Source organism: Kitasatospora sp. NPDC058965, assembly GCF_042741245.1.
Taxonomy (GTDB): Bacteria; Actinomycetota; Actinomycetes; order Streptomycetales; family Streptomycetaceae; genus Kitasatospora.
Window position 1 is genome coordinate 40,269 of the sequence record NZ_JBHYKG010000007.1, and the last position, 24,856, is coordinate 65,124.

Here is a 24,856-nt window from a genome sequence, read left to right on the forward strand (position 1 = left end):
TCTCGTCGCCCGCTCAGAAGGAAAGCCCCAGGTCAGTGGCCTGGGGCTTTCTTGTTGTCTGGACCGGGGTGGGGTTGGCGTGCCAGGTTCGTGCCACAGCGCCACTGGCTTCAGTGAGCCCGGTCCCCTTCTGGTCGCGGGGCGCTGGTCGTCTCGGACCGGAAGATCAAGTTTTTTGTGATCTACGTTGCGAGCTTGGTGGGGTGGACTCGCGTGATCTGAGCGCTGGCGCTGGATCGCCGAGCATGATGAACGCCGGCATCTCGTTGTAGAGGTTTGACAGGACCGAAAGTTGGTGGGGCCGGTGGCTGGAAACAGGGGACGCTGAGTCGGCATGTCGCCTACCATGCTCGCGATGCGCCTCCGGGTGGGGAAGGCGCCGAAGAGGGGTGCGATCCAGCATGCAGGGTTCTGATGCGTCGGTCCGGCCACCGCGTGGCATCTTCGACTGCGATGAGGCGCACCAAAGCCCTTTGCAGGACGACTACAAGCGCATCTTCGAGACGGGCATGGTGGTCTTGGATGCCAACGTGCTCCTCAACCTCTACCGGTCGAATGAACAGACGCGGCTCGACACACTCGCAGTGCTGAAGAAGCTGCAGGAGCGGCTGTGGATTCCGTACCAGGTCCTGGTCGAGTTCTGGCGAAACCGCGAGCAGAGCTCGATCCGCCATCATCACCGAAGCAAGGCCAAGGAGGCTCAGGCGGCTCTGGAGAAGGTTCCTCGGTCGGCGCGGGACGCGCTTGAGCGGTGGGCCGCTGCTGTTCATCTGAAGAGCAATGCCGAGGTCTCCGAGCAGATCGACCAGGTGATCGAGAAGCTCACTCTGGCGATCGACGAGGCCAAGAACCTGATCGAAACTCAGGCGGAGACCGATTCCCTCCAAGGCACGGCGAGCACGGATACCGACCCGGTGCTGGCCGACCTTCGGCCGCTGCTGGAGGGGCGTGTCGGAGAGCCGCTGTCGCCGGAAGACCACGCGAAGGCCGTCCAGGAGGCTCAGAGGAGAGCGGACGACGAAGTCCCGCCAGGGTATGAGGACTTCAAGACCAAGTCTGCGGAGCAGGCTGCGGGAGACTACATCCTTTGGGCCCAGCTGCTCGACGCGGCCGCGAGCAAGGGCTGCGATGTGCTGCTGGTAACTGGTGACGCCAAGGAAGACTGGTGGAACCTGCGTAACGGGGACATCCCGGCGCGTCCGCGCATGGAGCTGGTCGCTGAGATGCGACACCATGCCGGGGTGAGGCTCTTCATGCTCTCCCCGGGTGATCTGCTCACATGGGCAGACCAGATCCTCGACCTGCAGGTAAAGGAAGCCTCGGTCAATGACCTGAATCAGCTGCGTGCCGTCGAGGCTGAGGCCGAGTCGACTGCTGCGGGCTGGACCGTCGAGTCCATCCAGAACTTCTTGAAGCAGCTCGCTGGTCGGTACCAGGTACAGGCGAAGGTAGTTGTCGCAGCCGCCGCGAACAATGGCTTCGTTGATCGTGCAACGGTGTACGAGCTCGCAGGTTACCCAGCTGACCGACAGTTGAAGGGCTTCACAAGGCCGCTCAGCACGATCGCCAAGGAACTGCAGGAGTGGGGCACTCTGACCGGGGAGGAGCCGTTCCTGCTCCAGACCGTTTATGGCTCGGAAGCAGAGCCGTCATTGGCCAGCGGGTTCCGGGTACCTGATGAGACTGTGCCGCTGATTCGTGAGGTATTCGAGGGGACCGCCCTGTGGCCAACACCGCGTCGGTCGGAGAGTGGGCCCGGTAAGACAGCCCTGAAGATCGCGATGGCGCTGCTCCCCGCCAACGCTTCCGAATGGACGGCGGAGGTTCTTGGAAAGGCCGCTGAGAACGCGTCAGCAGCTATGTCCGCGACCGGCCAAGAGGTCTCGGCTGACCACCTGCTTCGTGAGCTGGAGTCGCTTGCTGCCATGTTGACCACCCGGAAAGCCTGACCGGAATCTCAAGTGCGAAGGCCACCGCGGCCGATACCCGGTGCAGCGCCACGCTGGTCTGGCTGAAGTTCCTCAGGCATCCGGGCAGTCGCAGGTCGATGTACCGGGCCACTTCGTCGGCCTGGTTCAGCAAATCGGCCGTGGCGGCTGCCCACAGGGGGTGCCAGCGACGGCTCCTGTGCTGCCGCGAGCTCAGCCCAGGTACACCTTCTGCCATTCAAGCGAGCTCATCGTGAGCGCCGCTTCGGCCAGGGTGCGGGCGGACTTGGTCTTGAGCTTGTCGAGGCTGGTGTCGATCCAGGGCTGGACGTTCTGGTACCCCTGCTCGCGGTACTCGACGGCCTGGATCAGGCACTCGAGCTTGTCGGCGTCGTGGGCGACGGTCACTTCGAGGCTCCCGGCGTTCTCGTACTCCGCCACGATCGCCTGAATGCCGGCCCGCACAGCAGGGTGCGCCGCGCTGATCTGGTCCTCTGTCACCTTCTCGTTGGAGGCGGCTGTGAGGTAGCGGCGGCCGATGTGGGGGATGTCGCCGATCCGCGTCTCCTGGGTGTCGTGGAACGTGCAGAGCAGCGCCACCTTGGCCGGGTCAGCGCCCTCCATCATGGCGAGCACGGCACCGACGACCGCCGTGCGGAAGCTGTGTTCAGCGATGGTCTCCGGGTCCTTGACGCCGGCGATCCACCAGCCGGACCGCTTGGCCCGCTTGAGCATCCCCATCTCCATCAGGAAGCCCGCCGTGCCCTGCGACTGGTTGTCGTCCGTCATCGCCGTCCTTCGGTGCGTTGGATCAGTTGCGGGTACTGCCGGATCCGCCGAGCCGAGGGCCGCAATACCTGGCCCCAGCTCGTGGACTCCAGGGAACAGCTTCGCCCCGAGCGTGTGATTCAGGCGGTGCGCTGCTTGGGCGCGTACCGCAGGAGGACGACGTCGCCTACGGTCGTGGCGCCGAGGAGCTTCATCCGGCTGGCCGAGCCACCCGGGTACTCGGCCGGGTGTACGAACCGGGGAGCCTCGGCCTGGCCGACCAGCAGCGGGGCGACGGCGAGGTGCACCTCGTCCGCGAGATTCTGGGACAGGAACTGGGTGTGGATCTGCCCGCCGCCCTCGACCATGAGGCGCTCGACCCCGCGGCTGCCGAGATCGTCGAGCAGGGCACCGAAGTCGACCGTGGGACCGGTGCTGACGACGTCCGCCAGGCCGTCGAGTTCCTCGCGCAGCTTGGCCACGGCGGAGTCGGTCGTGTAGACGACCTTCTGGTCGCCGAAGTGCCAGAACTTGAGGTCGCGGCCGAGGTCGCCGCTGGCGGTGATGGTCACCTTGAGCGGGTAGGCCGGCTTGCCGGCCGCCACGCGGTCGGCGCGGCGCTGATCGCTGTTCACCAGCAGCCGGGGGTTGTCACTGCGCAGGGTGTTGCCGCCGATGAGGATGGCGTCCGACTCGGCGCGGACCTGGTCCACGCGATCGAAGTCGTCGGCGTTCGAAAGCAGGAGGCGGGTGGCTGACGTGTCGTCAATGTAGCCGTCGACGGAGGTGGCGACGCTCAGGAGGACGTACGGACGGTCGGCCATGAGGGCTTCCTTCTTTCGGCTGGTGCGGTGGGACGTCTGCGTGGACCGATCACACTTCATGCAACAGGACGTTGTCGAGCGCTTCCCGGAACTCCGCCACCTCAGTCACCGCGCCCCATGGTCGCAACTGGGCATCGAGGCTGGCGATCTCGGTGAAGATTCTGGCTGACCCGGTCGCCGTCGCGATCGCCAGCGCGGCCGAGCCGGTGCTGGCTGCCGCCTCCGGCCCGATGGCGTGGAGCTGGGCCACGGCGGCGCGAGCCAGGTAGACACCGCGGTCGCGACGGTACGAGGCCGGGAGGCAACGGATCGCGCGATCGAAGCCGGCGACGGCCTCCTGGTGGTTGCCGAGGGCGGACAGCGAGCGGGCCCGCTGCGCCTCGACGTAGGCAGCGTCGAGCCACCGGCCGCGGAAGGTCTCGTCGTCATTCGGCAGTGCCACGACCTCCAGTGCCTGGTCGTAGGCGTTCTGGCTGGCGTGTTCGTCGCCGCGCAGGGCGTGCCCGTGCGCGCCGTACACGGCGCCCATGGCAAGCAGGCGGCTACGCGGAGGTGCTATCCGCTGCGCGGCCTCTGCCAGGTCAACGGTGTCGAGCGGGTCGCTCATGTCGCCGGCGAGTTGGGACTTCCGGGCCATGGTGTAGACGGTCAGGCCGTGGTCGCCGGCCACGGTCGACCACTCGATGGCGCGGTCGGCCCAGTACTGGGCCGCACGGAAGTCACCACTGTCCTGGAACAGCCAGCTGCAGAACTCCGCGTACTCCGCCTGGACCTGCATCAGGTCCTGCCGGTCCCTGCCGGACGTCACCTCACGGAGACGCTGTATCTGCCGGATGTGGTCCTGGACGCTGGCGACCACTTCACGTGGACCCAGGAAGTTGTCGCATTCGACCAGTGACCGTCTCAGGACCCGGAAGTTCTCCACGGGGTGCACGTCGGCAGCGAGCAGGTCGGTCGGCTCGGGCGTGATTGGTGCAGCTGAGTCGGACGACGCGGGCAGTGGGAGTGCACTGGTGCCGGCGACGGCAGCGGCACCTCGGAGAAGCGCACGACGCGGCAGGGTCACGAAGATGATTCTCCCGTCGGGAGCACGGCAGGCAACCCGCACGTCACCGTTCATCAGTGTCATGGCTGCTCCGAGAGCGGCGGTGTCAGTGACCCGCGCCGGCACGGGAGGATCGCTCCGCCCGTCTGGTGCGGACGCCCCGCCCGCGCTGGGGCGAGGCGAAGCTGACTTCCTGTCCGGCGAGTTGTCCGCATCAGGGCGCCGGGCGTCCACATCGCCGTCGAGGAGCTCCAGGAAGCGCGACAGGACGCCTCCCGTGTCGAGAGCGGCGTCCAAGGCGGCGGCGAGGTCCGGTGCGCAGGGGCGTTGTGCCTTCTCGATCTTGGCGATCAGATCACCGCTGACATGCACCATCGCACCGAGCGCGTCCTGCGAGAGCCGGCGCAGCGTGCGCCAGTAGCGGAGCTCCGCGCCCAACCAGTCCCGCGCCGAGCGGGCTGGCTTCAACTCCCTTGGTCGCTGTGGCATCTCACCCCCTCAGCAGCTGATGTGGACAACGCGGGCTGTCTGCATGCCGGGCTGGTCCCGGAGCCTCGCCATGGCGCTGAATGGTTCCACAACGTCGTGCACCCAGTACACACCGCGACCGGCGGGCGGTGGGCGAATTTCGAGATGCGAATCGAAGCCGTCCGGCTCGAACGGAACGGCGACCGAACCCCATCGGCCGAGGAGGAGCAAATGCCCATCACGGAAGCGAGGTTGAGCTGGCACTACCGGGTTGCGCTGCCGGGTGTCCACCCCGAGGCGATGGCGCTGATCCGGCAGATCGCATGCTCGCACCTGCGTCTCTGGGGCTTGGCCGAGTTGTCGGACGTCGTCGCGCTCGGTGTGACCGAACTGCTGACCAACGTCCACAAGCACACGGCCGGCGGGTGTGAGTTGGAGATGCAGGAGAGTGGCGACGGCGTGCGGGTCTCCGTGAGGGACTTCGACGACGCGCTGCCGGCGGTCAAGCAGCCTGACGAGGACGCGGTAGGCGGCAGGGGGCTGCTCCTGCTGAGCAGGCTGGTGGATGAGCTCACGGTGGTGAGGCTTCCACTGGGAAAGCGGGTGTCCTTCCTCCTGCTCAACGCCTTGGGCGAGGGGAGCGGATCCGCCTATCGAGGCGCTTCCGACCGTGAGTCGATCGCGCTGCGACTGTCGGAAGTTGATGACCTATCAGGCCCATAGACTCACTGGTTCCCGCAGCTCCGGACCGGCTTCGAGTCAGGCCGTAGCTGAAAGCCGGACGCCTCGATCGAGCCTGCGTCCAGCTCGGCCACCTACGCCAAAGAGAGAGGCGCCAGCCATGCCCGAGAAGGTCACCAAGGACAAGGTCCTCGTCTACGTCGTGCGCGACGGGCGACTCCTGGTCTTCCGACACACCGACTACAGCTACGAGGAGGTCGGCATCCAGGTCCCGGCCGGCAGCATCCGACCGGGGGAGACCCCGGAAGCCGCCGCCCTGCGCGAGGCCCGCGAGGAGACCGGGCTGACCGACTTCAAGATCGTCCGGAAGCTCGGTGAGACCGAGTACGACATCAGCCCCTACCGGTTCGAGATCCAGCGCCGGCATGTCTTCCACCTGGAGCTCACCGAGCCCACGCCCGAGCGGTGGACGAGCCAGGAGGACCACGACGGCGAGCAGGAGCCCACGCACTTCGAGTGCTTCTGGGTCCCGCTGGAGGCCGCCCACATCCTCCAGTCCGGGCAGGGCGCCCTGCTGGGGCGCTTGTACGACTGATCCCATCCGCTCACGGCAGTTGAGGAGGCCGCTGATGCACCGCACCACCGAACAGCACCACCCGGGGATCGACCAGCTCTACCGGAACCTGGACGCCGACGACACCAGCACCGCGGTGTCGGTGATCGTCAAGGTGCGCGGTGAGGAGTGCGACGTCGACTGCCTCTACTGCTACGAGAAGCGCAAGGAGGCCCCCGGAGGAGCACGGGTCGGCGCCGCCCAGATCGGGCAGTTGGCCGAGGTCTTCCGGGGCCGCCGCCTCGCCGTCGAGCTCCACGGCGGTGAGCCGCTCACCGCCGGCAAGGAGCACCTCGCCGAGATCCTCGCGCAGCTCGCGCACATGCCGCAGGTCGTCCGCGTGAGCCTGCAGACCAATGGTGTCCAGCTCGACGAGGACTGGCTGGACCTCTTCGATGCCCACTACCCGGGGTTGCAGATCGGGATCTCCCTCGACGGCGATTCCCGGGGCAACGCCTGGCGCGTCGACTACAGGGGCAAGCCCATCTACCCCAGGGTGGCCCGAGCATTGAAGCTGCTCGCCGAGCGGGGCCGCCGCGTGGGCGTGATCGCCGCCGTGACCCCTGCGGTGCTCGGTCGGGCGGACGAGGTCCTCGACCACCTGGCCGCCTTCGGCTCGGTCAACGCCGTCAGCTTCGTCCCGTGCTTCGATGGCGCCGTCCGCCGGCCCACGGCGACGAAGAGCCGCCGTACTCCGAACAGCCGCGTGCTCCAGCAGGACGCCGTGAGTACCAACAACCCACCGGCCTGGGCGATCCACCCCGACGAGTACGCCGAGTTCGTCCTCGCCGCCACCGCCCGCTGGATCAGCGCGGGTCACTTCGCCCGGCTCAAGTTGGAGCCGGCCGTCTCAACCATCCGGCGCCTCCGCGGCCTCGGCAGCGGCTTCTGCCACTTCTCCGACCTCAAGTGCGACCACGTCTTCACCCTCTACCCTGACGGGCGCCTCGGGAGCTGCGACGAACTCCCCTGGCCACAGGCCCGGCTGACCCTCTTGGAGACCACGAACGGGCAACAGGAAGTCGCCGAGGCCCAGCAGCGCTCCAACCTCCTGAACCAGGGCAAGGCGCTGATGAACCGCTGCACGACCTGCGACTACCGCGCCACCTGCGGTGGAGGTTGCATCGCCACCCGCTGGCGCATGGACCTCGCCGACGACCAGGACGCCTACTGCGACTACCGGATGCGCATGATCGACGGCATCGCAGCCTTGCTCGCCCAGCCGGCTCACCCCGACGGCGCCCAGTGCCGCACTCTGCGCTGGCGCCCCCGCACCCCCAACAGCATGCGGGACGTGTCCGGCTTCCTGGCCCGCTGGGACGACCCCACTTCGCCGCACGCCGCCGTCAGGCTGCACACCGGCAACCACGGCAACATCAACACGGTTGGACGGCCCGGGGTCCACGAGGCCGACGACCTCGACCCCAAGCACCCCCAGTGGCGCGACGCCATCGAACCGGGCGTATGGCCCGTCGTCCACACGCTCACCCGTCGCTGGGGCCTCATCACCTACGACAGCTGCGAAGGCCACGCCTACACCGGTCTCGAACGGGAACCGCACCACCGCAAGGCCGGCATCCTCCCCCGCGACCAGGAAGAATGCGCGCGGGCCGCCGCCGCCCTGTGCCGTGCCGCCGCCGCGGCGACACCCGACCTTCCGCCGGCCGTCTCGATCACCCTCGGCCGCGCGGAGCTGACCTGCGAGACCACCGGTACCCGTTCACCGGTCCTCGACCTGGCCCTCCAGAAGGCCGACGACTACACCTGGGACGCCTACTTCGCGCAATTGGCCGCCGCCACCACCGTCCTCGACCAGGCCCTGCGTATCGACGGCCCAAGCTTCGACCCGATCTGTGCCTGCCCGCAGCCGGTCCACACCGGACTGGTGAGCCGGTGAACACGGCGCTCACCGATGTGACGCTGCACCAGCTCCTCGGACGAATCGTCTACTTCCACACCATCTTCATCGCCCCTGCTCGTCGGGAAGCTCCGGCACTCGGCCCCGCGGAGGCGTGCTGCAACCACCGTGCCGACGTCCGCCAGCGCACGGCCTACGGCCTGCTCGCGACCACCGCTTGGAGCGCCCTCGACGAGATCGCCGCCACCCTGCCCGGCCACCACGCCCCCTGCCCCGATCGGGACGGCAGCTGCTGCGCCGCCTGCCGGGTCGCGACCGCCGGAGCCACCATCACGGACGCCTGGCTCGTCACTGAACACCACGCCTACCAGCGCTCCCGACCGGACACCGCCACCCGGGTGGTCTGCCGGACCGCAGGCGCCGCCCGTCTAGCCCACGCCTTCGCCGCCCAACACGCCTCCGCCTGCCCCGCCCTGGCGTCCCTCAGCAGCGTAGGCAGCCCTCTCCTGCCCACCCCGGACGAACTGCCGCTGACCGGTGAACTGCTCGCCCTGTGGCAGGACCCGCTCTCCAATGCCAGCCGCCCCGTGGTCAGTTGGCTCAACCACTGCACCGCCGTGGACGACATCCACCGCGTACTCGAGACGAGGAGGAACAACCGTTGATCCACATCGCCGAGACCGTCGGCTTCGGCAGCGTCGAGAACTTCATCGACCCCGCCGAGCAGCAGCACCTGGTCACCCTGATGAACGACTTCCTGGCCACTGGCGGCCGCGCCCACTTCAGCAGCGAGCGCCGAGTCTCCATCCACGAGATCCCCGGCCACACCGCCGAGCAAGCGATGGCCGTCTATGAGCCCGCCGGCCGCACCGAGATCCCCAAGATCCCCGACGAGGCGGAGGAGCTGCTCCAGCACGCCTTCGACCGGGCCCGTCCGGCCCTCTCCCGTGTCATGCCGTCCATCACCGCCTGCCGTCCCTGGACGTACGTCGAGTACGGGTCGGGCCAGCACATCACCAGCCACCTCGACGGGATCGCGCTCGACCCACTCGCCTGGCCCCGCCAGATCGCCGGCATCAGCGTCGTGATCACCCCCGCCGATGCGGGCGGTGCCTTCTACGTCGAGACCGCCGCGAGTGACCAGCTCTGGGACACCTCGCTGGCCGACGCCACCGATCACGGCTACGCCGACGGAATGTGGCTCGCCAACGACGGCGCGGACAACTCCGCCTCCTGGTTCCAACGGATGCCCCGCACCCGTTGGCACGTCGAACCCGCCTCCGGAACCGCCCTGCTCTACGGATCCCAGCTCAGTCACGGCACGCTCCCCGTCAGCAGCGGCCGAGCCGCCAAGTTCATCAGCTGGCTCATCGCCGAGCCCACCACCACCCGGAGGTGAACGCGGTGCTCCTGGCCCTCGAAGGAATCGCGGGTGCCGGAAAGAGCACCCTGCGCGACCGCCTCCTCGACGACACCCGATCCCAGGGCATCGTGGCCAGCCACACCGGCCAGTTCTCCTGGCTCTCGCCCACCGCCACTCGGACCCTCACTCGGATGCGGGCCGGTCAGCCGGCCGCCAGCCCCGACGAGGCGTCAGAAGCCGCCTGCTGGGACCTCGCCCTCCACGCCCGCTTCATCCTCACCCCGGCCACCACCGCCGGACCGGTGATCGCCGACCGGCTCACCCTCTCCACCGCGGCCCTGCTCGCACTGCTCCACCCGTGGCCCGTCCACGCCTTCGTCGAACGCCTCGCCGAGCAGACCGCCGCCTGGCCCCGGCTGACCGTCCTGCTGACCACCCCACCCACGACCTGCAACACCCGGATCGCCACCAGGGCCACCGCTCGGCGCTTCGCCGAGGACCCGGACACGGCCCACCGACTCGCCGACTTGTACGAGCAAGCCGCCGATGCCTGGGCCGCGACGACCGGACTACCGGTCCTGCGACACCCCTGCACCACCACGGCCGATCTCGACCACCTGGCCGCCTTCTGCCTTGACGAGCTGCGTGTCGCCCCTGCCTCGCAGTCCCGCTCCCAGGAGTTCGCCGATGAACCTGAACCCCCTCCACCCCGCAGCATGGGTCCTTGACCAGGTCCGCGAGGCCGGTTGGCACGTCCACGACCTGCTCGCCTTCACCCGGGCCAGCACGCTCGTCAAGGCCAGCCGTCCCGGTCAGTTGCCGGTCGCGCTGAAGGCCGGCTTCGGCAGCAACCACGTGCTCGCCGAACTCGACGACGCCACCAGGCCCGCCGCCTACGGCTTCTACTGGTACGCCCAGCTGACCGAGGCCGAACGGGCGCTGACCCGGGAGGACTTCCACCATGAGGCGGAACTCACCCGGGCCGCCGGTGGCAGCGACCACGTCGTCCCGCTGCTCGAACGCGGAAGCTGCGAGCGCTTCGACTGGTACACCATGCCCTACTGCGAAGGCGGCAACTTCCGCTCCGTCATGGGGGACGCGCCGCTCGCCGAAGGACTGGGCATCCTCGCCGATGCTGCCGACGGGCTGAACAACCTCCACCAGCGGGGCATCGTCCACCGGGATGTCTACCAGGAGAACATCCTGATCCACGGGGGACGCGGCCTGGTCACCGACCTCGGAGCGGCCCGCCGTATCGACGCGCCGCGTGGGCCCGCCTCTCGCGGACCCGAGGTCCACTGGCCGCCCGAGTACGCCGCCGAGTACGCGTATGCCACGCCGGCCGCTGACGTGTTCAGCCTCGCCGTCCTCGCCTACCGCTACCTCGTGGCGGACATCCCGAGGCTCCACTCCGCCTCAGCCCCCGCCATCCCTGGTGGCGTCGGAGCCATGATCACGGTCGCGCTGGCCCACACCCCGGCCGACCGGCCCGCCATGACCGAGCTGCGAAACGCCCTTCGGCAGGCCAGCCAGCTGGCCTGACCTTGGGCCAGCTTGAGTCAGAGGAGGACAGCCCTATGAACAGGGCGAGACCACCGCCCTGGAACCGAGCACCAGCAGGCACACGTTCGGCTCCAACCATCAACCCGAGAAAGAGAGATCCACATGGAGACCACCAACCGCTTCGGCGACTTCCTCGCCGCCGTCGAGGACCTGCGCGGCGAGGACGACACCGTCCGCACCACCGCCCACACCTCCAGCGTCTCGGCCGAGGGCTGGCCGACCACCGACGGCGACGCCGTCTGATCACCAACTACCGCTGGAGCGTTGAGCATCAGCACTGATCACTCCTGGGGCCGGCCATCTGGTCCGGCCCCAGGGCCCAGACCACCACGACCAGGAGGAGACCCGTGGACGCCCCAGTCGACTTCGACTTCCCTCCCATCAACCGCCTGCACCGCAGCCGCATCGCGAAGATCCGCAGCATCACCCACCCGACCGCGCCGCCGCCCCCGGCCGGCGACGCCGCCTTCGACTACGCCCTGGCGCACCACGTCCTCGAAGGTTCCGAGACCGCGGCCCGGATCCACGACTCCGAGTCGTTCGACTGGTACGTCGCGAACCCCGACGCGGCCATCAGCGAGAAGCTCACCCCGACCGCCGTCGGCCCGCGCGTCGTGCTCAGTCCTGCTCTCACCGACCTGCCACGGTCCCCGATCTCCGAGACCCCGTACTACGTACTCCGCCCCGAGACCTCGCGCGCGCCCCTCAACCTGCGCAGTCTGGCCGCATCCGCCTATGCCAGTGCTGCCGGCAACGGCTTCGCCGAACTCCTCGCCGCCCACGCCGTCGTCCTGTGCCTGCTCCGCGCCAAGCAGCTCGGTGACACCCTCGACAGCTGGACGATCACTCGTCTGCCCGGCACGGTCTTCCTCGACCACGTCGGGGACCCCGTCGTTCTCGCTCGTGACCTGATCCACGAGGCTGGACACAACTGGCTCAACGACGCCCTCGCCGCCACCTCCTGCAAGATCGGCGATGACGTGCACTTCTACTCACCGTGGAAGCAGACCGTCCGGCCGGCCTTCGGCTTCCTCCACGCGTGCTGGGCCTTTCCCCTCACCGTGATCTACACCGCCCGCGTCCTCGACCACACCGGCGGCGACCTCCGTCGTTTCCTCGCTGCCTACCTCGCCAAGCAGCGCACCCTGCTCACCAGCACGCGCGACGACCATGCCCGCGCCCTTCAACTGATCAGCGACGATGGATTGCGCTCGCGCCTCCAGAACGTTCACAACCAGGCCCTCGGTCTGTGAACCCCCGCTCCCGCAGCCTGTCGGCGACGGCTCAGCTCTGTGCGGCACCCGGCGTCTCGATCTTGGTCAGCCGTCCCCGTGCAGGCGTGATCCAACTGCAGGCCGGCATGGCCAACCTCGAACACGGTGTCCCGATCGGCCCGGACACCGCTTTCAACGTCGGCTCCGTCGCCAAGCAGATCACCGCCCACCTCGTCCTTCTGGCCGTAGAGGCCGGCCAGCTCGCGCTGGACCAGCCGGTCGCGAGCTTCCTTCCTCTGCTCCGCATCGGCGACATCACCATCGCCGACCTGATCACCCACGGCTCTGGTCTGCGCGACGTCGAGTCCCTGCTCTCCCTCGTGGGCTTCCGCGATCTGGATCACTACACCGTCGACGACCTGGTGAACCTCGCCTACCGCCAGCAGCAACGGGCGGTACCAGCAGGCCGGTTCCTCTACAGCAACACCAACTACCTGCTGCTCGCCGAGATCCTCAGAGCCGTCCACGGAGCCGACCTTGCCCACGTTGCCCGAGCCCAGCTCTTCCTCCCGCTCGGTATGACGTCCACCCACTTCAAGACCGATCCGCGGCAGGTCGTCGCGAACGCCGCCAGCGCTTACGAGCCCACCCCCGACGGCTGGCAGCACACCGCTCGGCCAGCTGCACTCCCAGGCCCCGGCGCTCTGTGGACCACCCCGGCCGACCTGGACCGCTGGCTCGACCACCTCGGTACCCGCTGGCACCGCAGCGGTGCAGAGCTGCCCCGTGCCAACAACCTTCGGTACATGGCAGCGGACCAGCTCCCCTACCTGTACGGGGCCGGCCTGTACGCAGATGATCGGCCCGGGCGGCGCGCTGTCTTCCACTACGGCCACGAGCAGGGGTTCTCGGCAGCAGCTCGCCTGGACGCGACGGGCGTACGTCTTGTCTGCCTGTCCAACAGCCGCACCGTCGCGGCAGACCGTGTTGCGGCATCGCTCCGCGCCGAACTCCGAGGGGAGTCCATCGGTCATCTGGAGAGCATGCTCGCCAAGGCGGTGGAGACGACCCGAGGGGACCCCGGGGAGGCGAACCATCAGACCGTTGATGGCGGACAGGCCGGTGCTGACAGGCACGCGGATCTAGGCATGTTCGTCTGCTCCGATGTACCGGGTTCGCTTCGGCTCACCCGTGTGTGTGGCCACCTGCACCTCTGGCGTCGAGGCACGTACAACCGACTGGTCAGGACCGGATCACGCACCCACGCTGGCCCGGGCTACCAGCTAACGCTGTCCTCAGCTGACAGAGGTGACTCGACGCCCAAGAGCTTCACTCTCGACCTCATCCGGGCTCCCAGGCTCCACTACACACGCCAGTGACGCTTTGTCAGCGAATACGGGCGTGGCCGGCGTCGGCGGAGTGACCTCCGGCCAGCTTGGTCGCGCAGGAGGTGCTTGATGATGACCGGCGGCCTGCCGCTGGCGATCTTGAATCGGTCAATCACGCCTCGAAGCTCCGAGAACGGGTATTTCATTAGATCCAGACTGATTCGTTCGGTCGGCTCGACTTGACTACCGGCCACCCCTTCGGGGGCCAGGCGCCAAACACCACAACGGTGTTGGCGTCAGTGCCACGATCTACGCTGGCGGCCATGGACTGGCTCGATCAGGTGGCGAAGCTCCGGCAGTGGAAGAACAACGAGGTCCGCGCTCCACACAAGCCGTTGTTACTGCTGTACGCGCTCGGCAGCTTCCAGCAGGATGCCGACAGCGAACTGCGTTACAGCGTGGTCGAGGAGGAGCTGAAGCAGCTGCTGGTCGAGTACGGACCACCGAACCCGACGTCGCCCGCCTATCCATTCCACCATCTGGTCACTGACGGCGTGTGGGAGGTCAGGAACGACCGCGGGCAAGGCAGTCCGGGGGAGCGGGGTCCGGGTCCTCCGGTCCAGCGGCGTCACCGGCAGGCTCGTCCCCGAGTTGCGGACAGCACTCAGCAGGGAGCCTTCGCTGCTGAGGCGGCCGGCCAGCGTGCTGCTGGACGTCAACTTCCCGCCGTCGCTGCACACCGATCTGTGCGAGGCCGTTGGTCTCGACCTGGAGCTGGCCGAGACCTCGCCCGTGGCTGGGCTGCTGGGTGAAGCGGAGACTGCTGCGCGGCGGAAGCGTGACCGTCGGATGCGCGAGCTTGTCCTGACGGCGTATGAGTTCCAGGGCGCCTTCTGCGGCTACGACGGGATGCTCGGCGCGAGCAGCGTCGGATTGGAGGCCGCGCACGTACGGTGGTGGTCCCACGACGGGCCGGACGAGGTCAACAACGGCCTCTGTCTCTGCTCGCTGCACCACAAGCTCTTCGACAAGGGCATCCTGGGCCTGGGCGAGGGGCACCGCATCCTCGTCTCGCAGTGCTTCGTCGGCCGCAGTGAGGCGAGCCGGCAGCATGTGCTCGCGCTGGCTGGGCGGCCGTTAATAGGCCCACAGTCGGGTCTTCCATCCGTTGCTGAATGGCACCGCGAATGGCACACCCGACAGGTCTTCCACGGCGCTCCCCGTGCGCCGGTAGGAACGCTGGGCTGACTGGGGACGGTGCTCGGCCTCTGCTCATCGCCGCCCACCACGCCCCCTGAACAATCCGACGGCCTCGACGTCAAGATCGCCTGGCGCACGTTGGAGGCACCGACCTCGACGCGGCTCGGCGTTGCCTTCACACCTTGGCCTTGGGAGCCCATTCCTGGGCGAACGTCTCCATCTGCTTGAGGACGAGGTCGACAGCCTCGCGCTCCTCCTCCGGCGGGTAGTCGAACTTCGCGAGGACCCGGCGGATACGGCTGCGAAGCTTGGCACGGACCGGCTCGCGGGACAGCCAGTCGACGGACAGGTTCTTGCGGATGTCGGCGACCAGGGCGCGGGCGATCTCCGCCAGCGTCTCGTCGCCGCCAGCCATGAGCTCGGCCATGTCGCGGTGGGCCACAGCGTCGTAGAAGGCAAGCTCAGCCTGGTTGAGCGGCGGGTCGAAGCGCTCACCACGGCGGGCCTCGGCGGACACTTCCTGAGCCATAGCAGCGAGTTCGGCGATCACCTGGGCACTGGTGAGCTGCTGGAGCATGTAGCGCTTCATCAGGTCGTCCAGACGCTCGGAGAAGCTCTCATGGCGAACGATGTTGTGCTTGGTCACCTCGCGCATCTTCTGCTGGATCATGCGGCGCAGAGCCTCGGCCACCAGGTGCGGGGTCTCGGAGTTCTCCAGCTTCCGCAGCTGTGCCTCGTTCAGGCGCGTGATGTCGAGCCTGCCGATGCCGGCCTCGGCGTACAGGTCGGTGATGTCGTCGGCGTCGACGACGGAGGCGGCGAGCTGTTCGAGGTACAGCCGAACCTCCGCGGTCAGCGGCTGGCCCGTAGCCTCGCGGTCGGCGGCGTCGAGCTTGACCATCCAGGCTCGCACCTCGGTGAAGAACGCGATGTCGCGGCGCCAGTCCTCCAGGTCCGCGCAGCGCTCGGTGATCTCCCGACTCATCGAGCACAGCCGGTAGAAGCGCTCCAGTCGGGCGGCGCTCTCCTTGAAGCGGGCAGAGAGCGGCTTGACGCCGGGGTCGACCTTGTTGCCGGGAGTTCGCGGGTCGCGCAAGTAGTTGGAGACCAGCCGCAGAGCGCGCGTGCGCGGCTTGGGGTGACCGGTGTCGGCGAGGAGCTCCTTCCAGTGGGTTCCCGCCAGTAGACCCTTGATGGTGGTGAGTTCGTTCTTGACCTCGGTGATGGCCCGCTCGATGTCCGCGCCAAGGGTCTTGTCCTGCTGGTCGCTGGGCGAGTACTCGGCCAGCGCCTTGGTGAGGTTGTCGGTTAGCGGTGCGTACCCGACGAGGAGGCCGTCCTGCTTGCCCCGGAAGCGGCGGTTGACGCGGGCCAGAGCCTGCATCAGGTTGGCTCCGCGCATGGGCCTGTCCATGTAGATGGTGTGGATGGGCGGCGCGTCGTAGCCGGTGAGCAGCATCGAATGGACGATGAGCAGTTCGAGTTCGTCGTCGGGGTTCTTCGCGCGGGCCTGGACGACCTTCTGCTGGGACTTACGCAGGGCGTGCTTGCGCAGGTGCTCGAGGTCGGTACGGTCGCCGTGGAAGACGATCTTCATGACGCCCTTGTCGACATCGTCGCTCGCCCACTGCGGGCGGAGTTCCGCCAGCGCGTCGTACAGCCGGACACAGATCTCCCGGGTGGCGCACACGATCATCGCCTTGCCCGGCCCGCCGATCTGTGACTTCATCAGCTCGCGGCGCTGGTCCCAGTGAGATACCAGGTCGTCGGCGAGGGTAGCTATGCGGTCAGGTGCGCCATAGACAGTGTTCATGGTCGCCGCGTACTGCACGGCGCGGCGGCGCTCGGCGTCGTCCATGCCCTCGGTGAGGGCGTTGGCCTGCTCGTCGATAGCGTCCGGGTCGATGCCCGGCGGGAGCGACACGTCGATGACCCGCGGTTCGTGGTAGACGCGGACGGTCGCGTCGTCGTCTACGGCCCGCTTGAGGTCGTAGATGTCGATGTACTCGCCGAAGACGGCCCGGGTGTCGGCCTCGGCCTTCGAGATCGGGGTGCCAGTGAAGGCGATCAGCGTGGCGTACGGGAGCGCGTCGCGCAGGTGGCGGGCGTACCCGTCGAGGCTGTCATAGTGCGAGCGGTGCGCCTCGTCGACGATGACCAGGATGTTCCGGCGCTCGGACAGCAGCGGGTGGGCAGCGCCGGCGGCCTTTTCCTCTTGAGTGAGGCCGAACTTCTGCAGGGTGGTGAAGACGATTCCGCCGGTGCGGCGGTTGAGCAGTTCGGTGCGCAGTTCTTCCCGGGTGGCGACCTGGAGGGGTGCCTGCCCCAAGAGCATCTGACTGTCCTGGAAGGTGTCGTAGAGCTGGTCGTCGAGGTCGTTGCGGTCGGTGATCACGACGATGGTGGGGTTGTTCAGGGCGGGATGGCGGGAGACCAGCGCGGAGGTCTCCACCATCTCCTCGGACTTGCCGGCACCCTGGGTGTGCCAGACCACACCGGCCTGCCCGTGGCTGCGGGACGCCTTGACGATGGCGTCCACTGCCTTGGTGACCGCGAAGTACTGGTGCGGCTTGGCGATCCGCTTGCCGGTGGAGGTGAAGTTGACGAAGTTGGCGGTGAGCGAGAGGAAGCGCGGTTGGTTGAACAGCCCGTGGAGCGCGAGGCTCAGCGCCTCTACGCCGTCGTAGTCGGGCGCGTTGGTGTCGACGCGGTCGCCGTCCTTGTCCACGTTCCACGGCGCGAAGTGCTCATACGGGGTGAAGACCGTGCCGTACTTGGCGGTGATGCCGTCCGAGACCAGACACAGCACGTTGTAGCGGAAGGCGATCGGAAACTCGGCGACGTAGGTCTGGAGCTGGGCGTGCGCATCCTTGAGCGTGGCGTGCTCGGCGGCGGCGCTCTTAAGCTCGATCACGGCGAGAGGGAGGCCGTTGACGTAGAGGACGACGTCGAAGCGACGGCGATGGTCACCGTCCATGAGGGTCACCTGGTTGACGACGTGGTACGTGTTCGCGTCCCAGGAGTTGAAGTCGACCAGGCGCACGGTGGGGGTCTGGTCGGCACCGAAGTCATCGGTGTAGGTAAGGCGGATACCGGAAGTGAGATGGGCGTGCGCTTGCTTGTTCTCCGGATATGCCTCACGGGATGCCGGGTCGGTCGCGATACGGAGTGCCTCGCGAACGGCGCTGGGCGGAAGGTTGGGGTTGAGCCGCTCTATCGCCGCCTTGAGCTCGTCGTGCAGGATCAGGTCGTCCCAGTCCTTGCGGTGCCCGGAACCGGGGGCGACGTCCTTGCCACGCACGGGCTGCCAGGCGAGTTCGGAAAGCTCGTCCATGGCCAGGCCCTCCCAAATGGACTCGGTCATCTTGCCGTCGTTCTCGGTGCTGCCGCTGGTCATACGGCGTCCTCCACGATCCGCTCCGCGTCCCGGACGCGCAGCTCGCCAGACATGAGTTGGGGGAGGACGGTGTCGCGCAGGGCATTGAGGGACAGGGACTCGGCAATTGCCTGATCAGCCCGCTCCTCCAATGCATCGAGCCTGACACGCAATTCCTTCTGCCGAGGAGGGCTGGGCAGCATGATTTGAAGCCCGCCCACCTGAGTGCGCCGGAGTTCAGTCTGGCCAGTACTCCCCTCCCCCATCGCCTCTATTTTGGGCTGGGAGCGCAGCATCGCAAATCCCGCGCAAACAGGGTCGACCAGTTTCTCGTCAAAGCGCACGATCGTGACGTGTGAGTCCGCAGTTGCTTCCACATCCGAGGTCCAACGAGCGACTCGGCCGAGAGTGCCGACTCCTGTCGAATTGACCAGCACATCGTTGCGCTGTAGAAATTTCGCTGCCCCGACTTTCTCCCGCAGAGTCAGGCGGGAGGGATCCAGGTTGACGCGGCCACCGCGAATACACTTCTGATTAAGCACGATTAGCCCGTCGAAGGCATCCGTGTATTTCGGTGCGATGCCACGGGTAAGCGCAGACGCAACGGATTCAACTGCGATTCCGATAGCGTCACCAGCTTGAATAGCCTCGGCGAAGAGAGCCAGTCCCAGCTCCCGACTCGTGGCCATGACGCGCTCGTTGGATGCGATCTTATCCTCCAGCGCCCCGAGCACCTCAATGATAGCCCTTCTGTCCCCCTCGGGCGGTACAACAATAGGAATGTTCCGAACATCCCGCAGATTTAGCGTGGCTTGCACAGTGGTATTTAGTCGACTGCGCATGTAATGTTGTGCAGGAGCAGACGAGAGCCAAATCTTCACCCACGAATTGGAGACCCCACCAGCTACGCGAATAACAGCGACTGCACGAGCTGTATTCCAGCCGGACATCTCCGCTGGCACGAGGGCTACCCGGCCGACCGAACCAACCAGTGACAGGAGGATTTCCCCTCCCTGAAGCCTGGCGCCGGCATGCTTTTCCTCAACCTCCTTGGCGACGCGCAGCACATCGTCCGTGACAATGCCACCGTTCTGCATATTCTTAACTCGCACGATGGGGACCCCGTTCGGGTCATGCGCCCCTGGGTACATCACCCCAATGGCGAGTCCTTTCGGTGCCAGCAATTCCTCCAAGGGGGAGATGGCCCATTCCTTCGGCGGGCGGGAAAACCCGAGGTCCTGGTAGGTAGAGTTCTCAGCCACCAATCCTCCCCAGTTGCTCACGCACGACCGCGTCGAGCCGCGCCGACTCATCAAGATGCGCGAAGAGTTTCTTCGTCAGGCGTGCAATACGCTCCTCCACCGGCTCAGCGTCCGGGTCCTCCTCGGCCTCGGCCACGCCGACGTATCGACCTGGCGTCAGTACGTGGTCGTGCTTGGTGATCTCCTGCAACGTGGCGCTGTAGCAGAAGCCAGGGACGTCCTCATACGAAAGGCGCTGTTTCTTCGCGGACTCGGTGCCACGCCACGCGTGGTACGTGTCGGAGATCTTCTCCAGATCCCCTTCCGTGAGGATGCGTTCGGTGCGGTCGACCATTGTGCCCATCGCCTGAGCGTCGATGAAGAGCACCTCGCCGCGCCGGTCATTCAGGGCCTTCGTGCCTTGCGGAGTCTTGTCCTTGGTGAGGAACCACAAGCAGGCCGGGATGGCCGTCGTGCGAAACAAATTGCCTGGCAAGGCGATCATGCATGCGACGAGGTCGGCCTCGGCCAACGCTGCCCTGATTTCGCCCTCGCCAGACTGCTTGGAGGACATTGAGCCGTTCGACATGACGACGCCTGCACTGCCACGGTCACCCAGTTTCGACACGATGTGCTGGAGCCAGGCGTAGTTGGCGTTCGACTGCGGCGGCAAGCCGTATACCCACCTCCGGTCCTCCGTCTTCCGTGCCCAGTCGGACATGTTGAACGGCGGGTTGGCCATGATGAAGTCGGCCTTGAGGTCCGGCAGTTTGTCATCGGCGAACGTGTCGGCCCAGCGGTCGCCGACGCCCTTGGGATCGATGCCGTGGATGGCGAGGTTCATCTTGGCCAGACGCCAGGTGCGCTCGTTGGCCTCCTGACCGTACACCGCGATGTCGTGGCTGTGGTCACGCCCTCGGTGCCGCAGCACGAACTTCTCCGCTTGGACGAACATGCCGCCCGAGCCACAGGCTGGGTCGTAGACGCGCCCCTCGTACGGCTCAAGCACCTCGACCAGCAGCCGCACCACGCTCGCGGGGGTGTAGAACTCGCCGGCTCGCTTGCCCTCAGCCTTCGCGAACTTCTCCAAAAAATACTCGTAGACCTCGCCGAGCACATCCTGCGCCGGCCGGTCACCGTGCCCGGTGAAGCGGGCGTCGCTGATCAGGTCGACGAGTTCCTTCAGGCGTTTCTGGTCGACATTGTCGCGGTTGAAGATCTTCGGCAGGACGCCGGTGAGGGCTTTGTTGGCCCTCATCACCTCGTCCATGGCGTCGTCGAGGAGCTTGCCGACACCGCCCTCCGCGCTGCTGGCGTTCTCAGCGATGTAGTCCCAGCGCGCGGTGGGCGGCACCCAGAAGACATTCTTCTCGGTGTACTCGTCCTTCTCCTCGAGGAACGCGGCCCGCCGGTGCTCGGGGATCTCCGCCAGTTCGGGGTCGGCGGCCAGTTCCGCACGGCGCTCGGCGAAAGCGTCGGAGACGTACTTCAGGAACACCAGGCCCAGGACGAACTCCTTGTACTGGGCGGCGTCCATGGAGCCGCGGAGCTTGTCGGCGGCTTTCCACAGGATGTCCTTGATCTCCTTAGTGCTGGAGGCGCCGAACAGTTCGCCCTGGTCTGTGGTGGCTCGCTTGCGCGGGGGCATCGTTCCTTCTTCCTGGTCTGCGGCTCGATGGGTCAGTCTGGCAGGGAACGCGGTGGTAAGGGCTGGTTATCGCCGAAGGTGAGGGTGCCGTCGGCCAGGCCCGCGGTCGTCAGTCGTCGTGCCTCGGCGAGCGCATTGGCCTGTGTGCACAGCAGCCGCTCTCGGCGCTCGATCTCGGCCAGCAACACGTTGAAGCGTTCCACGTCCTCACGGTCGAGGTCGGGGAGCTCGTAGTCCTCGATGCAGCGGGCAGGGCGTACGGCGCTGGGGCTGCGACCGGTACCTCGGGCTGCTCCAAGTAAGGCGGCCAGCACTCGCGGGGTCAGCGGGTGCTCGGCGTCCGGGTTGACGCGCAGCACGCGCGTCGGGAAGGCGGCGACGCTGAACCCGTCATGGTCAATGAGCACGCCGAGTTCAGGCGTCAAGGTGTAAACGAGATCACCCGGTTCGGTGAGCGCGACGTGCTCGTACGCCGTCGCCAGTACCAGCCGGTCGATGCGCCGGGTCCCGACAGCACTACGTCCGGTGACCTCCTCGGAGCCGAGCACGGAATGGTGGCCGCCTTGACCGCCTCCGGTCAGGTGCCGCTGGTCAAGGCGGTGGCCCTTGATCTTGGTGACCCGGCCCGCGGCGATCAACGCACCGAGGGTGGTGCGACGGGGACGTGGTCCGGTGCGGCGAACGACGCCGCCCTGATAGGGACCGTACTCGTCATCGTGCGATCGGCCTGTCCTGGCAACGCGCTCCAGGCGGCCCTCGGCCTCGGCGATGAGGGCGGGACGCTCCCTAACGGCAAGGGCCAGGAGCTGAGAGGCAGGCGGACCCGGCGGGGTGAGTGGGCCACCGAAGGCATGGTCCAGCTCGGCGACGCGCACCGCGCGACCGTAGCGTGGGTCGTGGCCGTCGAGGGCACGGAAGCCTTCGGCACGCCACAGAAGGATGTCCTCGGCCAGCCGCATGCGTACCACCTCGGTGAGGGGCTCGGCACTGATATCGGCGAGCAACACGTTGCCCTCCGCCGTCGAGACCTGGCCGCGGGTGAGTACCCACAGTGCCGCGCGATAGCCGGGCCGGTAGGGCAGCACGCCGCCGGGCAGGGCGACCACAGCCTCCACGACCTTGCTTCGCAGCAGGGCGGAGCGCAGCTGCGACTCCGCTGTGCCGGGCAGAGCATCGACGAGTGCGTCAGCCGGGCCGAGGACAAGGGCCGTACAACCGGGACCGAGCAGGTCGGCGACGCGCTCGATGCCCTCCAGAGCGGCGAGCACCGAACGGTCTTCGCCGGACTGGAAGGGAAGCTGGGTGACGATCAGGTCAGGGTCCGCGAAGCTTTCCTCGAGAACCTGGCCGACTTGGACGTCGAGCGAGAACTCGTCGATGCCGGCCAGCAGCAGGCGGCGCCGGACGATACGGGCCAGCCGCTCGTCAGGGTCGGCCGCCATTGCCGTGATGGCGTCGGGCACGTCGGCCTCGCGGATCTGGGCAACAAGCAGATCGCCCGCGCGGGCATGCGGATCGGCAAGTGTGACCGAGCCTTGTCGATCGAGGCGGCCTCGCAGGTCGGTGAGATCGACGAGGAGACTCTGAAGCTCGGCGGTCAGAGCATCTGCAGTCAGTGCGGGCAGGCTGAGCCGGGAGCGTGAGGCGAGCAACCACTCGTGGGCTCCTTGCTCTCCGTAGGCGGCCTCCACGATGGCTTCGGCGAGACGGGCGAGCGGGGCTGCGTCGGCACCGGCCGTCCGCAGCTCGCGAAGGACGAACTCATCCTCCGGGTCCATACGTTCGGCCCGGAGCAGGAGGGCAGCGCGGGCTTCCTCGGGCGTGCTCACCGTCGCCTCGTCGGCGAGCGGCCGCTCGTCCAGGTGGCGCAGGCACAGCAGAGCACCGAGGGTCTCGACGGTGCGAAGGGGGTCGGTTCGGTCGGCTTGGGCGGCGATGCCGTGGAGAACGATCTCTGCGCGCAACTGACCCGGGTGGGTGTTACCCAGTCCGGTAGCGATGAGCCACTCGACCACCTGCTGACCATCGAACAGGGGATGGCCAGCGTTCTGGGCAGCGGGCGCGGGGAAGTCGGCATATCTCCGACGCCAGGTGGAGACCACGGGCCGCTTGACCTGTGCCAGTTCCGCGATCTCAGCCATGGAGACCAGCAGCACACCTCCGTTCACCCCCGCGGTGCCGGGCATTAACGACTCGGCGGACATGGCATTGATCTCCTCTCTCGGCTGGTCGCGAAGCGGCCTGGAGTTGAGCCGTTCGCCGACTCTCGGTGCTTCGGATGTGGCCACTCTAGGACGCCACGATGGCCGATTCTGCTTGTTCAGTTGATAACCCCGGTTATCAACTAGCAGATGGCCTAAGTCATGCTGGCGTCGTCACTCTCGGATAGCACCACTCGTCGTTCGGACCAGCACCGCGGACCCCGCTGTGCCCCACTGCCTGTCGCACCGAGAGGAAGCCGCCCCCATGAGCCTGACCATGCCGACCGCCACCGTTGAAGGCATCCAGCTGACCGTGACCCCGTTCCGCCCGGACGCGGTGATCGGCACGATGGCACTGCCGACCCTCCTGCAGCTCGTGCCCTCCCCGAAGGCCGAGGAGGACACGCGGGCCCTGAAGTACGCCTCCGGCACCCTGCGCCGGCACGCCGAGGTGCGCGCGCTGGTCCAGCGGATGCTCAAGGCATCCCAGAAGGGCCGGAACGTCGTCTCGTACGCCTCCTACATCGCTTCCGGGATCAACGGCGACCACGGCTGCGCGTGGTCTACTCCGCCCATCACCCTGTGGCTGGACGGACACCCCGGCGCCGTGAGCGAGGAGTTGGTGCCCGGCAGCGGCATCCGGACCGTCACCGTCCTCCCGGGCTCCCCCGTCGTTGCCATCGACGGCGAGACCCAGGTCACCGCCTGGCACGATCTGTACGACAACCCGGAGCGCTTCGGAACCACGTACCAGAAGCTGAGCGCCGTCCGGGTGCCGTTCGAGATGTACTTCGGGCTGAGCGTCGAGGACGCCCGGCAGATCTTCTACGACCGCAACGTCGAGGGCGTCCCCGTCGCCAAGAACCTGGCCATGTCCATGGACCAGCGCGACATCGGCACCCAGCTCGCCCACCGCGTCGCGAGCACCGTCAAGATCGAGCACGACGAGAAGATCATTCCGTTCGCCAAGCTCGTGCAGGCCCGCAAGCGGCAGCTGACCAAGACCGATCCCGAGGTCGTGACCCTCTCCGCCCTCCGGGCGCTGGTGATCACCACCCTGCACGGCCGGCGCGGGCTCGGACTGTCGTCCGCGACCGTGCACGAGGACGCCCTGCCCGAGGGCGTCACCACCGACCACATCGAGCAGCAGCTCGTTCCGCTGCTCTCGCGGCTCATCGCCCGCCTCTACCCGCACTTCGCCGCCCGCAGCGCCGTATCCGCCCCGGCCGTTCTGGCCGGCCTCGGCGTCGCCGCTCACCAGGCCACCAGCTGGGCCGCCGCCGGCCAGCGGCTCACCGAGGAGCAGCTGACCACCCTGCTCGACTCCGTGCGCTGGGACCGCGACGCCCGCTTCTGGGACGGCATCGCCGCCAGCGCCAATGCCGCCGGCGTCCTGAACTTCGGAGGCGGCGCCAAGGACGCCGGCGGTCGGGTCGCCGACGCCCTGCTGCACCCCGACACCGAGTACGGACGCAAGGTCCGCGGCTGGTAATAGGGTTGCCAGTCCAAGAAGTTGAGACTGATCCTCACGGGACAA

At 67.4% G+C, this 24,856-nt stretch carries 19 protein-coding genes and 1 pseudogene; 13 read left to right on the forward strand and 7 right to left on the reverse strand.

Annotated features, from left to right (window positions below; translation table 11 throughout):
- Window positions 1-401 precede the first annotated feature (401 nt).
- Complete coding sequence (locus ACFW1A_RS02575) at window positions 402-1,949, forward strand: PIN domain-containing protein (protein WP_380402820.1); 1,548 nt, start codon at window positions 402-404, stop codon at window positions 1,947-1,949.
- Between the two features lie 192 nt (window positions 1,950-2,141).
- On the opposite strand, the gene ACFW1A_RS02580 is transcribed toward ACFW1A_RS02575, so the two are convergent.
- The 3 genes from ACFW1A_RS02580 to ACFW1A_RS02590 form a co-directional block, all read right to left on the reverse strand.
- Complete coding sequence (locus tag ACFW1A_RS02580) at window positions 2,142-2,717, reverse strand: HD family hydrolase (protein ID WP_380402823.1); 576 nt, start codon at window positions 2,715-2,717, stop codon at window positions 2,142-2,144.
- A 119-nt stretch (window positions 2,718-2,836) separates the two neighbouring features.
- On the reverse strand, window positions 2,837-3,520 hold the full coding sequence (locus tag ACFW1A_RS02585) for a RibD family protein (protein ID WP_380402826.1): 684 nt from the start codon (window positions 3,518-3,520) through the stop codon (window positions 2,837-2,839).
- Window positions 3,521-3,569: 49 nt separating this feature from the next.
- Window positions 3,570-5,033: a helix-turn-helix domain-containing protein gene (locus ACFW1A_RS02590; protein WP_380402829.1), complete on the reverse strand. Its 1,464-nt coding sequence runs from the start codon at window positions 5,031-5,033 to the stop codon at window positions 3,570-3,572.
- A 165-nt stretch (window positions 5,034-5,198) separates the two neighbouring features.
- Here ACFW1A_RS02590 and ACFW1A_RS02595 point away from each other — a divergent pair, with 165 nt between their 5' ends.
- From ACFW1A_RS02595 to ACFW1A_RS02645, 11 genes and pseudogenes are all read left to right on the forward strand, one after another.
- A complete protein-coding gene (locus ACFW1A_RS02595) occupies window positions 5,199-5,756 on the forward strand; it encodes an ATP-binding protein (RefSeq protein ID WP_380402831.1) in 558 nt (185 codons plus the stop codon).
- A 118-nt stretch (window positions 5,757-5,874) separates the two neighbouring features.
- Window positions 5,875-6,309, forward strand: coding sequence for an NUDIX domain-containing protein (locus tag ACFW1A_RS02600; protein WP_380402834.1), 435 nt, complete (start codon window positions 5,875-5,877; stop codon window positions 6,307-6,309).
- A 34-nt stretch (window positions 6,310-6,343) separates the two neighbouring features.
- On the forward strand, window positions 6,344-8,224 hold the full coding sequence (locus ACFW1A_RS02605; protein ID WP_380402837.1) for a radical SAM protein: 1,881 nt from the start codon (window positions 6,344-6,346) through the stop codon (window positions 8,222-8,224).
- On the forward strand, window positions 8,221-8,850 hold the full coding sequence (locus ACFW1A_RS02610; RefSeq protein ID WP_380402840.1) for a hypothetical protein: 630 nt from the start codon (window positions 8,221-8,223) through the stop codon (window positions 8,848-8,850). The genes ACFW1A_RS02605 and ACFW1A_RS02610 overlap by 4 nt, the downstream gene beginning before the upstream one ends.
- Window positions 8,847-9,584 (forward strand): hypothetical protein, encoded by a 738-nt coding sequence (locus ACFW1A_RS02615; RefSeq protein ID WP_380402843.1) that lies wholly within the window; start codon window positions 8,847-8,849, stop codon window positions 9,582-9,584. Before ACFW1A_RS02610 ends, ACFW1A_RS02615 begins: the two co-directional genes overlap by 4 nt.
- Window positions 9,581-10,276 carry a hypothetical protein gene (locus ACFW1A_RS02620; RefSeq protein ID WP_380402846.1) on the forward strand — a complete coding sequence of 232 codons (696 nt, stop codon included), beginning with the start codon at window positions 9,581-9,583 and terminating at the stop codon, window positions 10,274-10,276. The genes ACFW1A_RS02615 and ACFW1A_RS02620 overlap by 4 nt, the downstream gene beginning before the upstream one ends.
- A complete protein-coding gene (locus ACFW1A_RS02625) occupies window positions 10,236-11,090 on the forward strand; it encodes a protein kinase (protein WP_380402849.1) in 855 nt (284 codons plus the stop codon). Before ACFW1A_RS02620 ends, ACFW1A_RS02625 begins: the two co-directional genes overlap by 41 nt.
- A 123-nt stretch (window positions 11,091-11,213) precedes the next feature.
- On the forward strand, window positions 11,214-11,354 hold the full coding sequence (locus ACFW1A_RS02630) for a hypothetical protein (protein WP_380402853.1): 141 nt from the start codon (window positions 11,214-11,216) through the stop codon (window positions 11,352-11,354).
- 104 nt (window positions 11,355-11,458) lie between these two features.
- A complete protein-coding gene (locus ACFW1A_RS02635) occupies window positions 11,459-12,364 on the forward strand; it encodes an aKG-HExxH-type peptide beta-hydroxylase (RefSeq protein WP_380402856.1) in 906 nt (301 codons plus the stop codon).
- Complete coding sequence (locus ACFW1A_RS02640; RefSeq protein WP_380402859.1) at window positions 12,361-13,704, forward strand: serine hydrolase domain-containing protein; 1,344 nt, start codon at window positions 12,361-12,363, stop codon at window positions 13,702-13,704. Before ACFW1A_RS02635 ends, ACFW1A_RS02640 begins: the two co-directional genes overlap by 4 nt.
- 272 nt (window positions 13,705-13,976) lie before the next feature.
- A pseudogene (locus tag ACFW1A_RS02645) lies at window positions 13,977-14,901 on the forward strand (phosphorothioated DNA-binding restriction endonuclease).
- 127 nt (window positions 14,902-15,028) lie between these two features.
- Here ACFW1A_RS02645 and ACFW1A_RS02650 read toward each other — a convergent pair.
- The 4 genes from ACFW1A_RS02650 to ACFW1A_RS02665 are packed head-to-tail and all read right to left on the reverse strand — an operon-like array spanning window position 15,029 to window position 23,322.
- On the reverse strand, window positions 15,029-18,250 hold the full coding sequence (locus ACFW1A_RS02650) for a type I restriction endonuclease subunit R (RefSeq protein WP_380402862.1): 3,222 nt from the start codon (window positions 18,248-18,250) through the stop codon (window positions 15,029-15,031).
- Window positions 18,247-19,491 (reverse strand): restriction endonuclease subunit S, encoded by a 1,245-nt coding sequence (locus ACFW1A_RS02655; protein ID WP_380402865.1) that lies wholly within the window; start codon window positions 19,489-19,491, stop codon window positions 18,247-18,249. Before ACFW1A_RS02655 ends, ACFW1A_RS02650 begins: the two co-directional genes overlap by 4 nt.
- On the reverse strand, window positions 19,484-21,118 hold the full coding sequence (locus ACFW1A_RS02660) for a type I restriction-modification system subunit M (RefSeq protein ID WP_380402868.1): 1,635 nt from the start codon (window positions 21,116-21,118) through the stop codon (window positions 19,484-19,486). The genes ACFW1A_RS02655 and ACFW1A_RS02660 overlap by 8 nt, the downstream gene beginning before the upstream one ends.
- Before the next feature lie 32 nt (window positions 21,119-21,150).
- Window positions 21,151-23,322: an N-6 DNA methylase gene (locus ACFW1A_RS02665; RefSeq protein WP_380402871.1), complete on the reverse strand. Its 2,172-nt coding sequence runs from the start codon at window positions 23,320-23,322 to the stop codon at window positions 21,151-21,153.
- Between the two features lie 262 nt (window positions 23,323-23,584).
- Here ACFW1A_RS02665 and ACFW1A_RS02670 point away from each other — a divergent pair, with 262 nt between their 5' ends.
- Window positions 23,585-24,811 carry a DNA sulfur modification protein DndB gene (locus ACFW1A_RS02670; RefSeq protein WP_380402874.1) on the forward strand — a complete coding sequence of 409 codons (1,227 nt, stop codon included), beginning with the start codon at window positions 23,585-23,587 and terminating at the stop codon, window positions 24,809-24,811.
- The last annotated feature ends 45 nt before the right edge of the window (window positions 24,812-24,856 follow it).

Bases quoted from the DNA above. Each gene is read 5' to 3' on its own strand.
- ACFW1A_RS02595 (WP_380402831.1), top strand. From the start codon at position 5,199: ATGCGAATCGAAGCCGTCCGGCTCGAACGGAACGGCGACCGAACCCCA.
- ACFW1A_RS02580 (WP_380402823.1), bottom strand. From the start codon at position 2,717: ATGACGGACGACAACCAGTCGCAGGGCACGGCGGGCTTCCTGATGGAG.
- ACFW1A_RS02660 (WP_380402868.1), bottom strand. From the start codon at position 21,118: ATGCCCCCGCGCAAGCGAGCCACCACAGACCAGGGCGAACTGTTCGGC.
- ACFW1A_RS02575 (WP_380402820.1), top strand. From the start codon at position 402: ATGCAGGGTTCTGATGCGTCGGTCCGGCCACCGCGTGGCATCTTCGAC.
- ACFW1A_RS02625 (WP_380402849.1), top strand. From the start codon at position 10,236: ATGAACCTGAACCCCCTCCACCCCGCAGCATGGGTCCTTGACCAGGTC.
- ACFW1A_RS02605 (WP_380402837.1), top strand. From the start codon at position 6,344: ATGCACCGCACCACCGAACAGCACCACCCGGGGATCGACCAGCTCTAC.
- ACFW1A_RS02600 (WP_380402834.1), top strand. From the start codon at position 5,875: ATGCCCGAGAAGGTCACCAAGGACAAGGTCCTCGTCTACGTCGTGCGC.
- ACFW1A_RS02665 (WP_380402871.1), bottom strand. From the start codon at position 23,322: ATGTCCGCCGAGTCGTTAATGCCCGGCACCGCGGGGGTGAACGGAGGT.
- ACFW1A_RS02670 (WP_380402874.1), top strand. From the start codon at position 23,585: ATGAGCCTGACCATGCCGACCGCCACCGTTGAAGGCATCCAGCTGACC.
- ACFW1A_RS02630 (WP_380402853.1), top strand. From the start codon at position 11,214: ATGGAGACCACCAACCGCTTCGGCGACTTCCTCGCCGCCGTCGAGGAC.
- ACFW1A_RS02585 (WP_380402826.1), bottom strand. From the start codon at position 3,520: ATGGCCGACCGTCCGTACGTCCTCCTGAGCGTCGCCACCTCCGTCGAC.
- ACFW1A_RS02650 (WP_380402862.1), bottom strand. From the start codon at position 18,250: ATGACCAGCGGCAGCACCGAGAACGACGGCAAGATGACCGAGTCCATT.